Source organism: Ruegeria sp. AM7, from assembly GCF_056535965.1.
The window spans coordinates 2659350-2671783 of the sequence record NZ_JBQFJE010000003.1 but is presented as its reverse complement, the minus strand read 5'-3'; the positions used below and the strand labels follow the sequence as shown (position 1 = coordinate 2671783).

General features: G+C 60.4%; 11 protein-coding genes. 6 read left to right on the top strand and 5 right to left on the bottom strand.

The window, feature by feature from the left end; all coding sequences use genetic code 11:
* The first annotated feature begins 27 nt into the window (after positions 1-27).
* From ACR3EG_RS17325 to ACR3EG_RS17315, 3 genes are all read left to right on the top strand, one after another.
* Positions 28-690 (top strand): YiaD family glycine zipper/OmpA-like lipoprotein, encoded by a 663-nt coding sequence (locus ACR3EG_RS17325; RefSeq protein WP_170355355.1) that lies wholly within the window; start codon positions 28-30, stop codon positions 688-690.
* Positions 691-812: 122 nt separating this feature from the next.
* The gene (locus ACR3EG_RS17320) at positions 813-1355 is read left to right on the top strand and encodes an NADPH-dependent FMN reductase (protein ID WP_209196763.1); all 543 of its coding nucleotides are present in this window, start codon (positions 813-815) and stop codon (positions 1353-1355) included.
* 48 nt (positions 1356-1403) lie between these two features.
* Positions 1404-2201: an HTD2 family dehydratase gene (locus ACR3EG_RS17315; RefSeq protein ID WP_480497743.1), complete on the top strand. Its 798-nt coding sequence runs from the start codon at positions 1404-1406 to the stop codon at positions 2199-2201.
* Here the strand turns inward: ACR3EG_RS17315 and ACR3EG_RS17310 are convergent.
* Positions 2193-3227 (bottom strand): NAD(P)/FAD-dependent oxidoreductase, encoded by a 1035-nt coding sequence (locus tag ACR3EG_RS17310; RefSeq protein WP_480497745.1) that lies wholly within the window; start codon positions 3225-3227, stop codon positions 2193-2195. The genes ACR3EG_RS17315 and ACR3EG_RS17310 overlap by 9 nt on opposite strands.
* Before the next feature lie 55 nt (positions 3228-3282).
* Between ACR3EG_RS17310 and mnmC2 the strand changes: the two genes are divergently transcribed.
* Both mnmC2 and ACR3EG_RS17300 read left to right on the top strand, forming a co-directional pair.
* Positions 3283-3948: a tRNA (5-methylaminomethyl-2-thiouridine)(34)-methyltransferase MnmC2 gene (mnmC2, locus tag ACR3EG_RS17305; RefSeq protein ID WP_480497747.1), complete on the top strand. Its 666-nt coding sequence runs from the start codon at positions 3283-3285 to the stop codon at positions 3946-3948.
* The gene (locus ACR3EG_RS17300) at positions 3945-4814 is read left to right on the top strand and encodes a DMT family transporter (protein ID WP_480497749.1); all 870 of its coding nucleotides are present in this window, start codon (positions 3945-3947) and stop codon (positions 4812-4814) included. The genes mnmC2 and ACR3EG_RS17300 overlap by 4 nt, the downstream gene beginning before the upstream one ends.
* Here the strand turns inward: ACR3EG_RS17300 and ACR3EG_RS17295 are convergent.
* Positions 4788-6752 (bottom strand): lytic transglycosylase domain-containing protein, encoded by a 1965-nt coding sequence (locus tag ACR3EG_RS17295; protein WP_480497751.1) that lies wholly within the window; start codon positions 6750-6752, stop codon positions 4788-4790. The genes ACR3EG_RS17300 and ACR3EG_RS17295 overlap by 27 nt on opposite strands.
* 134 nt (positions 6753-6886) lie before the next feature.
* Here ACR3EG_RS17295 and dapA point away from each other — a divergent pair, with 134 nt between their 5' ends.
* On the top strand, positions 6887-7759 hold the full coding sequence (gene dapA / locus ACR3EG_RS17290) for a 4-hydroxy-tetrahydrodipicolinate synthase (protein WP_480497752.1): 873 nt from the start codon (positions 6887-6889) through the stop codon (positions 7757-7759).
* 96 nt (positions 7760-7855) lie between these two features.
* Here the strand turns inward: dapA and ACR3EG_RS17285 are convergent, their stop codons facing one another.
* The 3 genes from ACR3EG_RS17285 to ACR3EG_RS17275 form a co-directional block, all read right to left on the bottom strand.
* A complete protein-coding gene (locus ACR3EG_RS17285; RefSeq protein WP_480497754.1) occupies positions 7856-8728 on the bottom strand; it encodes a dimethyl sulfoxide reductase anchor subunit family protein in 873 nt (290 codons plus the stop codon).
* On the bottom strand, positions 8728-9477 hold the full coding sequence (locus ACR3EG_RS17280) for a 4Fe-4S dicluster domain-containing protein (protein ID WP_480497756.1): 750 nt from the start codon (positions 9475-9477) through the stop codon (positions 8728-8730). Before ACR3EG_RS17280 ends, ACR3EG_RS17285 begins: the two co-directional genes overlap by 1 nt.
* Before the next feature lie 97 nt (positions 9478-9574).
* Positions 9575-12421, bottom strand: a complete 2847-nt coding sequence (locus ACR3EG_RS17275; RefSeq protein WP_480497758.1) for a molybdopterin oxidoreductase family protein — start codon at positions 12419-12421, stop codon at positions 9575-9577.
* Positions 12422-12434 lie beyond the last annotated feature (13 nt).

Genomic DNA, 12434 nt, shown 5'->3' with positions numbered 1-12434 from the left:
AAGAGGTCCAGAGCAGAAGGTGAATTCATGACGATTTCCAAGTTTTTTGTAACCGCCGGGCTGTGCTCGGCCATGTTTCTGGGGGCTTGTACGGACCCCGGTACCCTGAACCTTCCGGCCGATCCGAACCAGAACGCCAAGCAAGGTGCAATTCTGGGCAGTATTGTTGGCGCGGGCGTTGGGGCGATTGCCAACGACTCGGACCCGCTTCTGGGTGCCGTGGCCGGTGCCGCAATCGGCGCAGCAGGCGGTGGAATCATTGGCAATCAGTTGGACCAGCAAGCGGCCGAGCTGCGGCAGCAACTGGCCAATGACGGCATTACTATTGTGAACGCAGGCAACCGCCTGATCGTGACCGTGCCCAACGACATTACTTTCAACACCGACAGCGCGACCGTGCGTCCGGCGTTACGGGCCGATCTGGTGAAGGTGGGTCAGAACTTGACGCGCTATCCCAATTCGAACGTGCAGGTTATCGGCCACACCGACAGCGATGGCGAGGCCTCGTATAATCAGGGCCTGTCCGAACGTCGCGCGCGCTCGGTCGCGGATATTCTGCAAGCGAATGGCGTGAATGGCGCGCGGATCTCGACCATTGGTCTGGGCGAAAGTCGTCCTGCTGCATCGAACCTGACCGCTGCGGGCAAGGCGCAGAACCGTCGGGTCGATATCGAGATCATCCCCAACTGATCACATTGACCGAACAGGGCGCCTTTTGGCGCCCTTTTGCGCACATTGACTGCGCGTCAGGTGGGCTTTGGTCCACGACAAAGCCGCGCTACGTATTGGGGAACACGCAACGGAGTTTCCCAATGTCCGAACCGATCCTTCTGAGCCTTTCCGGCTCACTTCGCGAAAGCGCGACCAACCGTAAACTGCTGCGCGAGGCCGCCCGGCTGTTCGAACCCGCCACCCATATCGAGGCAGACCTGAATCTGCCGCTTTACGACGGCGATCTGGAAGAAGGCGAGGGTATTCCCGCCGCCGTTCAGGTGCTGGCGGATCAGATCGCGCAGGCCGATGCAGTGATCATCTCGACCCCGGAATACAACAAGGGGCCGTCTGGCGTACTGAAAAACGCGCTGGATTGGGTCAGCCGAACCAAGGGTCGTCCCTGGGCTGACAAGCCTGTCGCTGTTATGTCTGCGGCTGCCGGACGGGCCGGTGGGGAGCGCGCGCAAATGGTTTTGCGCGGCTATATGGTTCCGTTCCAGCCGCGCATCCTGCAGGGTCCGGAAATCCATTTGGCTGACAGTTCGAACGAATTCGACGAACACGGCAAGTTGGTCAGCGAACGCTATGAAAGCGCCCTGCGGACCCTGATGCAGAAATTGCGGGCGGAAGCGGGTCTTTGAAAGCCCTGATGGCTTGTTCTGCACAGGCGCGCTGCTTAGGGTTTTCTTATGACCGAGGACATCCTGACTGACACCCTGGACCCGGCGCGTGCCGCCGCATTGCAGGCAACGCTGGGTCAAAAGCCAAGTGTGGCAGCCGGGTCCGAGTTGCCACCATTTTTTCATCACGTGTATTTCTGGTCTCCACAGACCCCAGATCAGCTGGGTCGCGACGGGTACCCAAAAGTCGGTGGACTGATCCCCGACATGGGCCTGCCGCGCCGCATGTGGGCTGGAGGACGGTTGGAATTTCATACGCCGCTGGCAGCAGGAACGCCGGCCGAGAAGCGGACGGTTTGCGAAAGCTCCGAGGTTAAGGCTGGACGCAGTGGCCCGCTTGGGTTTGTCACTCTGCGTCACGAATTCCACCAGAACGGCGCGCTTTGCCTGACGGAATGGCAGGATTTGGTTTACCGCGAAGACCCCTCGACGAATGTTGCCCGGCCTGTCGCACCTCAAGCACGTGTGGATGAAACGCACCGGCGGGAGGTCGATTTCGATTCGACAGTGCTGTTTCGCTATTCGGCGCTGACGTTCAACGGGCACCGCATACACTATGATCCGGATTATGCCCGCGAAGTCGAAGGCTATGACGGGCTGGTTGTTCACGGCCCCCTGCTGGCGCAGCTGTTGATGTTGTTCGCGCAGGATCAGATCGGCCCGTTGGCGCAGTTTTCTTTCCGGGCCTCTTCGCCTTTGATGCATTTTGAGCAGGCGGTTTTGTGTCGGAACGGCGCGGATATGTGGGTGCGTGGCCCGGACGGACGCCAATGTATGAGCGCGCAGGCCGTGCCCCGTTCAGAGTGAGGCTTCTGGCCGGAAATCATCGGGGATGGTATCGCGTTCTTCCAACACCAGATCGGCCATCACCTCAGCCACTTTCGGGGCCATGCCAAAGCCGATCTTGAAACCTCCATTGGCAATGAACTGCCCCTGATGCAAAGGATGTGCCCCCAACATCGGTGCACGACTTTTGCTGCGAGGGCGGACGCCAGCCCATCGCTCGATCACTTCGGCCCCATGCAGCACCGGCACCGCCCGCATGGCGCGTTCCAACACATCGTCCAGCGCAGCGTCCGTACTGGTTGGGTCGTCATACTCTCGTTCCGAAGTCGAACCGATCGCCAGCGTTCCGTCCGCATGAGGAACGAAATGAATGGCGTCTGCAAAAAGTTGTGGAACGTTACCCGCATCAAATCGCAGCAGGGCGGCCTGTCCTTTGACGCCGTTGCCGACTGTCTTTCCGAAAGCGCCGCTCAGTGCTTGCAGCCCGGCCAACCCGGTGGCGTTGATAACCTGACCTTTGTCAGGCGCTTCCGCCTGAACGTGTACGTCCATCACCTCTAACGCCGCGACCAGTGCGGCACAGGCCCGTCTGGGGTGCATCCGCGCGCTGAGCGTGTCGTGAATGACGAAATCGGTGGGGCTGGGCGGGCACCACGCACCGATCTCCGAGGTTTTGACCACGCGCCATTCGGCATGGCCTTGCCACAAGTCTTGTGCCGTCCCGGCTCGCGCGTAGGCAAGGTCCAAGCTGCGTTGATCGGCAATGGGTTGCAGGCGACCTGACCGGGCATAGCCGGGCGACACGCCTCCTGTCGCCTCGACCTGTTTCCAGAACGGTTCGGCCATGATCAGGCTGTCGAATTGAAAGGCTTTCTTGGCGTTCCAGTTCTCGGGCACATGCGGGGCCAGTGCACCCACTAGCCCGCCGCTAGAGCCCGCACCGGGGCCGAACGGGTCGACCACCTGCACCTTGGCGCCGCGCCGGGCGCAGGTCCAAGCGATGGACAGGCCAAAGATACCTGCACCCCGCACTGTCACATCGACCATTGCCAAACCTCATTTCCTTGTTCAGTGTCGCGCCGCTTAGCTACAGGATTCCCCGATGGCAGACCAGCGTGCCGAATTGACATGGCGGGACGGGCAGATCCCCGTCTCGGACCGTTTCGATGACCCCTATTTCTCGCTCCAGAATGGGCTGGAGGAAACACGGCATGTTTTTCTGGCGGGCAATGATCTGCCTGCACGGTTTGCGCCGGGATTTCGCATTGCTGAGCTGGGGTTCGGCACCGGTCTGAACATGCTGACGGTCTGGTCTGCGTGGGAAAAATCGGGCCAGACATCCCCGCTGACCTTCACCAGTTTCGAGGCCTACCCAATGGTCCGCGATGACATGTCCCGTGCCTTGGCTGCCTTTCCCGAATTGACCCCATGGGCCGAACGGTTTCTGGCTAAATGGCGGGGAGGCATTTGCGATTTGGGTACTCTGCACCTTGAGGTCATCGAAGGCGATGCCCGGCAAGCCCTGCCTGCGTGGCAGGGCCTTGCGGATGCGTGGTTTCTGGACGGGTTTTCCCCCGCCAAGAACCCCGAACTTTGGGGTGCTGACCTGATGCAACAGGTATTTGACCATACCGCCCAAGACGGAACGGCAGCGACCTATACTGCCGCAGGGTTTGTGCGTCGCGGGCTAGAGGATGCGGGCTTTGCTGTCACCCGCGCGCCGGGTTTCGGCCGCAAACGCCATATGACCCGCGCTGTCAGATCATGAGCCAGCAAAACAATACCCGCGCGGGCATCGCGCTGATGATTGCGGCCACAGTGGTATTTGCCTTGCAGGACGGAATCTCGCGCCATTTGGCAGGGACATATAACACCTACATGGTCGTCATGATCCGCTATTGGTTCTTCGCGGCGTTTGTCATCGCACTGGCCCTGCGCACACCCGGAGGGATCGCGGCCACTGCAAGAACCAGTCAGTTGGGGCTGCAAATCCTGCGCGGTGTTCTGTTGGCCGGAGAGGTCTGCGTCGCAGTTTATGCCTTTACCATCCTTGGGCTGATCGAAAGCCAGGCGGTTTTCATCTGTTATCCCCTGCTGATTGCGGCACTCAGCGGGCCGGTACTGGGCGAAAAGGTTGGATGGCGGCGCTGGTCAGCAATTGGAGTGGGGTGCGTCGGGGTTCTGATCATCCTGCAGCCGGGCATGGGCGTGTTCAATCCGTGGGCGGTGATCCCACTGATCTCGGCCCTGATGTTCGCCGTCTATGGCTTGTTGACCCGATACGCAGCACGACGTGACAGCACCGCGACCAGCTTCTTTTGGACCGGTATTGCCGGGGCCGTTGCCATGACTGTGATTGGCCTGTGGTTTTGGGAGCCAATGGTTGGCGGCGACTGGCTTTGGATGGGTCTTTTGTGTCTCAGCGGTGTTCTGGGTCACTGGCTTCTGATCAAGTGCTATGAGATGGCCGAGGCCAGTGCCGTGCAGCCCTTTGCCTATTTCCACCTGATGTGGAGCGCAATCCTTGGCATCTCGGTCTTCGGAGAATCGCTGCGGCCCGCAGTTGTAGTCGGGGCCGCGCTGGTGATTGCGGCGGGGCTGTTCACCCTATGGCGCGAACGCCGCCAGAGTTGACCCGGTGAGTTCTTGCGAGAACGGGACCGGCAAGGCGGGCCGCCCAAGCCGTGCGCGGTAAACCGGCAGGCTTTCGGCGACGCGCATCACATAGTTCCGGGTCTCGCTGAACGGAATAGTCTCAATCCAGTCGACCATGTCGATCTCACCTGCACGCGGGTCGCCGTACCGATCCATCCACGAGATCGGCCTGCGTGGTCCAGCGTTATAGCCTGCGGCCATCATCACCACGTTGCCGTTGAAATCCTCGGCCAGACTGGACAGGTAGTTCGCACCCAGCTTGGCATTGTACTGCCAGTCCGATGTCAGGCTCGAGGTTTTGTGCCCGCTGAGAATCCCCATGTTCTTGGCGACCAACTGAGCGGTTGCGGGCATCACCTGCATCAATCCACGTGCGCCTGCACCGCTGATGACGACCGGATCAAACTCGCTTTCTCGGCGGGCGATGGCCAGCGTCATTTCCTTCGCCATTGGCAGGCCAAGATCGGCAACCGGATGCACCGGATAGTACGCAGCGGGCAGCACGACACCGGTTTTGGCTGCCCGTTTTGCAATCATAACTGCCAGATGTGGCTGTTTCAGCTCGATCGCCAGATCACCCAATTGGTTGGCCTGCGTGTCGTCCAGATCTTCGACCAAGTGGGTCAGGAAGCGTTCTGATAGGTTGTCCTCGCCCGCACGCAGCAGCAGTAGACCGGCTTCCAGCACGCTGGAATCGGCAAATCCTGCCTGTTTCCAATGCGGGGCTCGGCGTGGGCTGGCCAATTCACTGTCAAAGGGTCGACCGATCCGTTCCGCCGCTAGCAAGCCATAGAATGAGGTCTGGTAGTCAGCCCCCATCGCATAAGCTTCATACGCCTTGTCCGCATCCCCCTGGGCCGCGTAGGCCCGCCCCAGCCAATAGCCGCCGCGCCCCTTCGAAATAGGGGACGCAACTGCATCCGAGAAGTTCTGGAAATGGCGTACCGCCGTGCCAGGATCGTTCAGTTTACGCAGCGCCAGAAATCCGGCCAGCCATTCCAGATCGGCATAGCCATAGCCCATCTCAGGCGTCATATGGTGGTTCGCTGCAATCTTGTAGGCTTTCGAGGCGCTACCATTGCGCATCTCAAGCCGCGCCAGACGGCGACGGCCTTCGGCCCATTTGTCGGGTTCCCCCAACGCATCCGGCCCGGTGGAACGCGCCAGCATCAGGTCAATTGCACTGTCGTCCAGCTCTTTCTTGTCGCGCCAGACAAAGCGGTCAAAGGCCAGCCCTGGCGCATCCACCAGTGATTTCGGAACCGCAGCGACCTTGCCATCGACACCCGGTTGCCGCTTTTGCAATGCAATTCGCGCCTCGGCTAGTTTACGCTGATCGGTACTGACCAAAGGCAACATCTGGCCAGCGCTAACCAGATGGCCGTCCCACAGCATCCGGTCCAGCCGCGCCGCGTGATGAGGTTTCAGTAACGATCCAAAGTTCTCAAGATAGTTCTTTTGCAGTCCAGACCCCATCGGCATGGTCCGCCAGGCGGCCACGATATCAGCCTCGGCATCTCCCGACCGCCCCTTGGCCTTCAGCGCCACAGCATAATTCAACGCACCCTCGGCGGTCTGAGGTGGAACGTCTGTATAGAATTTCACGACACGATCCGGATCAGCTCCGGTAAAGGCTGGCTCGCTCTTGCGTCGCAGCCATGCGAGGCCGGGCCAATCGGGGCGTCGGTCCAGAAAAACCAACACATCGCCTGAAGTCCCGAAGCCTTCGCGCAACCAGTGCCATACGACAATGTCGCGCGATACCGACCCTCGGGCACCAGATTCGCGCAGGGCGGCGTTCCAATCGCCTTTGCGCATCTCGTAAAGACCCGCGCGCAGGTCGCCCACCGCGTCGGCCCTTGCCTGCCCGAATGAAACCAGAATCACAGCCGTCAAAAGCGCCAGAACGCGTGTCATGCCTTGCATTTCCCAACCAACCAAGGATAGAGCCATTCAGGATAAAGCTTGCATCGTCGGGATCAACACACATCGCAAAGATTGTGATGACCCGCGAGGCAAAAAAACACTAACCGCACACCAAGGAGCGTGTCATGTTCAAAGGCTCAATGCCAGCCCTCGTCACTCCGTTCACTAACGGCGCGTTGGACTTGGATACGCTCAAACGTTTGGTCGAGTGGCACATTCACGAAGGCTCGACCGGATTGGTCCCTGTGGGCACGACGGGCGAAAGCCCCACACTCAGCCACGAAGAACACGAAACCGTCGTGGCCGAGGTCGTCAAGGCAACCGCCGGTCGCGTGCCAGTGATTGCGGGGGCTGGATCGAACAATACTGTCGAAGCAATCCGCTTTGTGCAGTTCGCACAGAGGGTTGGCGCGGATGCGGCGCTTGTTGTGACACCCTACTACAACAAGCCGACGCAAAAAGGGCTGATCGAACACTTCCGTGCTCTGCATGAATGCGCGGATATCCCGATCATCATCTACAACATTCCGGGTCGTTCGATTATCGACATGTCACCCGAAACCATGGGTGAGCTGGCTAAACTGCCACGCATCGTCGGCGTCAAAGATGCCACAGGCGATATCGCTCGGGTAAGCCAGCAACGTGCCTCCTGCGGCCCGGAATTCTGCCAGCTATCGGGCGAGGACGCCACTGCGCTGGGTTTCAACGCCCATGGCGGCGTCGGCTGTATCTCGGTCACTGCAAACGTGGCACCCAAGCTCTGCGCCGAATTTCAGCAGGCCACGCTGGATGGCGATTATACCAAGGCGCTTGCGTATCAGGACCGCCTGATGCCCCTGCACGAAGCCATCTTCATCGAGCCCGGCCTTGTGGGCGCCAAATACGCGCTTAGCAAACTGGGCCTGTGCAGCCCCGAAGTGCGCTCGCCTCTGACCGAACTGGAAGACAGCACCAAAGCCGCGATCGAAGCAGCCATGAAACACGCAGGCCTGTTGTAAAACCACGCTTCCACCCGGATCCGTTCTTCATCTGGCTACAAATACCTCGGGGGAGGAATTGGCCTTAAAGGCCAAGGAGGGGGCTGGCCCCCTCCATCAGCGTTTGCCGTAATACAGCCCCACGACATGTTCCGCCTGCGCGAAGAACAGCCAACGTGACGTGGCAACACCTGCGATATGGGACAAGACCGCGACGGCGGCAAAGGCATGGCTGAACGGCAGCAGTAAGAACAACACCGGTGCCATGAATGCCAGCACAAAAGAAATGATACGAAGTTTCTCAGCATGTTTGCGGCCAACCACATGCACGAACTCGCGCAGCAGATAGTTCGTACCGGTGTGTGGCGGTTCAAACGCCTTGACGCCACCACGTGATCCTAAACCTGTGGCCGTTCCGATATCGGTGCCGGAGCGGGCCAGTGCTGCATCCCCACGCCACCAATACAGCGCTTGAATTGTCGCGGCGATCACCAGAAGTATGATGGAAACTGTGGTTTGTCCGGCCAGCAACGCGCCGCCCGCCAAGCTGAAGCTCAGAAACATCGCCGGTGTCAGCGCCATGTTCCAGCGCGGGATTGTCTTGAGCTGGGTGTAAATCATCGAGGTCGTGAAAACCGTGGCCAATGAGAAAGCCGCGCCCAATAGACCTAAGGCACTCCAGCGTTGACCTGCGAAAACGACCCCAAGCGCATATAGCCCCATCACGATCAAAGCGATCACGGCACACCAGCCTTCACGGCTGAGCCAGCTTGACCGCCACTGTGTAAACGCCTTCCACGCGCGTTCGGGGTGGCCAAGGTGAAAAGTCGAGGCCATCAAACCGCCAACCGACAACGCATAGGCGATCAAAAAGAAAACAAACGCCACCCAGCCCGAGACGTCAGGTATTCCCAGACCCAAAAAGAACAGAAGTCCGAAGCCCAGGCCTGACAGGGTGGTAAAGATGATTACAGAAGGGGCCGGGTGCATCAGAGCTTCTCCAGTGCTTTATCGAGCCAGCCAAGGAACCCTTTCGGCTCTTCGGCTACAGGGGCCAGAAGGGGGGCGAGGATGTCGATCTGCTCCTCGATCTGATCCTTTGGGCGCGGGGGAAGGTATTTGTTGACAGGTTTGGTGCCCATCTCAGGCATCAGATCCATGCCTTCACGTTCGGCTACCAGTTTGCTGACATCGCTCTCGGGGTCGCCAAGGTCTCCGAAATGGCGCGCGCCCGCCGGGCAGGTACGCACGCAAGACGGCACGCGGTCCACCTCGGGGAGGTTTTCATTATAGATACGGTCGACGCAGAGTGTGCATTTCTTCATCACGCCTTCGGCCGCATCCAGTTCCCGCGCGCCATAGGGGCAGGACCATGCGCACAACCCGCAACCGATGCAGTCGCTTTCATTGACCAGAACGATCCCGTCCTCGACCCGTTTATAGCTGGCCCCGGTGGGGCAGACGGTGACGCAGGGGGCGTCCTCGCAATGCAGGCAGGACTTGGGGAAGTGGATGAGTTGGGCATGACCGTCGGCGGGTTGCACCTCGTAGGAATGTACCCGGTTGAGGAATGTGCCTGAGGGGTCGGCCCCATAGGCGTCCTGATCCGACAATGGTGCGCCGTAGTTTTCAGTGTTCCAGCCTTTGCATGAGATCACGCAGGCATGGCAACCGACGCAGGTGTCGAGGTCGATAACCAGACCCATTTTGCGGTCCGTGGATTGGGGAAGCTGGGTCATGATTGCCTTGCCTCTGCGTTGGTGGGGAAGACAGGAGCGAGGGGCCAGCCCCTCGCGCTCCCCGAGGTATTTTGGGCCAGATGAAGAGCGGATAGGGTCATTTGCCCACCTTCCATGCCAGGTCCTTGGGGCCAGTGCCGACGGGGGACTGGATAGGATCGAATTCCGGCTGACTTTGGGCGTCCGAGGGCGGGGCGGCTTTTTCGAGTTTGACCTTGAGGTCGAACCACGCGGCCTGTCCGGTGATCGGGTCCGAATTGGCCCAGCGCATGCCGTCGCCTTTGGGGGGCAGCAATTCGTGGATCAGATGGTTGAGCAGAAAACCCTTTGTGGCTTCGGGCGCGTCCTCTTGCAGGGCCCAGGCGCCTTTGCGTTTGCCGATGGCGTTCCATGTCCAGACGGTGTTGTCGTTCAATGCGGCCATCTCCATCACCGGAACGGTGATTTCGCCATGCGGCGAGGTGACTTTGGCCCAGTCGCCGTCTTGCAGCCCGTGCTCGCGCATCAGTTTGGTAGGGACGTAGAGGGGGTTGCGCCCGTGCAGTTGCCGCAGCCATGCGTTCTGGGTGCCCCAGCTGTGATACATCGCCATGGGGCGCTGGGTCAGGGCGTTGACGGTGAAGCCTTCGTTGCCCTGCTGGTCGGTTTCGTACCAGATGGGCAGCGGGTCCATCGTGTCTTTGAGGCGCTTGCGCAGGTGCTCGGGGGGCTGGCGGTCCCCATGCCCTTCAGCGGCCAGCTGGAATTTTCGCATCGGCTCGGAATAGAGCTGGAACAGATAGGGTTGGGGGCTGTCATAGAGGCCCATGCCGACCGCCCAGTCCTGATAGGCCGTGTTCCACGGTTTGTAATAATCTGCGCCTTCAGGGATGTGGGCCACGTAGAAGCCGCCATTGTCTATATAGCGGTTCAGCTGGTCTGGATTGACCGCGCCGCGTCCTTCCTTGTCGCCGTCTTCTCCCCGGAACCCGGCCAGCGGGCCGATGCCGGGTTTGCGTTCGTGGTTGACGATGTAGTCGGCGTAGTCTTTCCATTTGGGCGTGCCGTCTTCGTTGGTGAAGCCCGGCAGGCTCATGCGGTTAGCCAATTCGATCAGCACCGATTGGAACCCGCGCACGTCGCGATCGGGTTCGATCACTGGCCAGCGGATGGCATCGGCGGCAGCGTCGGCCTCGCAGATCGGGCGATCCAGCAGCGAGATACAGTCGTGCCGTTCCAGATAGGTTGTGTCGGGTAGGATCAGGTCGGCATAGGCGACCATTTCCGAGGAATAGGCATCCGAGTAGATGATCTTGGGGATGACGTATTTGCCGTCTTCGGTCTTGGCCGACAGCATCTCCATCACGCCCTTGGTGTTCATGGAGGAGTTCCACGACATGTTCGCCATATACATGAACAGCGTGTCGATCTTGTAAGGATCACCGGCGGCGGCGTTCGAGATCACCATATGCATCAGCCCATGGGCCGACATCGGGTTTTCCCAGGTGAACGCTTTGTCGATTCGCTGTGCGTTGCCGTTTTCGTCCAGCAGCAGGTCCTCGGGGCCGCGTGGAAAGCCCAGATGCGGGCCTTCCAGCGGGCGACCGGGGCGGCGGTCGCCGTGCGGGGTTGGGTGCGCCTCGACCGGTTTGGGGTAGGGCGGTTTGAAGCGGAAGCCTCCGGGCACCTCGACCGTGCCAAGCAGGATTTGCAGGACATGCAGCGCGCGGCAGGTCTGGAACCCGTTGGCATGGGCCGAAATCCCGCGCATGGCGTGGAAGCTGACCGGGCGACCTGTCATTTTGGAGTGTGTCTCGCCCCGGAAGTCGGTCCATTCGTGGTCCAGCTCGATGGCCTCGTCAAAGGCGACGCGGGCAATCTCGGCGGCAATGGCACGGATGCGTTTTGCGGGGATGCCGCAGCGGTCGGCGACGTTTTCCGGCGCGTGCTCGTCCGACAGGTATTTCTCGGCCATCAGGTGAAAGACCGGGCGGTGGGTAACACCGTCTTTGTCGTAAGTCGCCGACAGATCCGGACGGACACCGGGTTTGTCAAAGGCAGTTGGTTCGCCAGTCACGCGGTCGATGACCAGAGGCTTGCCGTCGGCGTCGCGCAGGAACAGGCCCTTATCCGGACCGTCGGCGGCGTTCACCAGAACCGGTGCATTGGTGTAGCGGCTGAGATAGTCGAGGTCGATTTTGCCCGCCTTCATCAGCACATGGATCAGCGACAGGATGAACAGACCATCAGTGCCGGGCGTGATCCCGACCCAATCGTCGGCCACCGCGTTATAGCCCGAGCGGATAGGGTTCACCCCGATCACCCGCGCGCCGCGTGCCTTGATCTTGCCGATGCCCATCTTGATCGGGTTGCTGTCATGATCCTCGGCCACGCCGAACAGCATGAACAGCTTGGTATGGTCCCAATCGGGCTGGCCGAATTCCCAGAACGCGCCGCCCATGGTGTAGATGCCGCCCGCCGCCATATTGACCGAGCAGAACCCGCCATGAGCCGCATAGTTGGGCGTACCGAAATGCTGTGCCCAGAAGCTGGTGAAGCTTTGGCTTTGATCGCGCCCCGTGAAAAAGGCCAGTTTCTGCGGCGCGGTTTCGTGTAGCTCGTTCAGCCAGCCGACAGCGGTGCTGATCGCCTCGTCCCACTCGATCTCGCGGAATTCGCCCGATCCGCGCGGGCCAACTCGGCGCAGCGGTTTGCGCAGGCGTGAGGGCGCGTTGACCTGCATGATCCCGGCGCTGCCTTTTGCGCACAACACGCCCTTGTTCACGGGGTGGTCGCGGTTGCCTTCGATATAGGCAACCTTGCCGTCCTTCATGTGGACGTTGATGCCGCAGCGGCAGGCGCACATGTAGCAGGTGGTCTTGCGGACCTCGTCGGAAACCTTGGGCGAGGTGTCGATCACTGGCTGGTTCAAATGCGCCCCCTTTTCAGCTTGCGACCCGATCATTCCCACGTTTTGC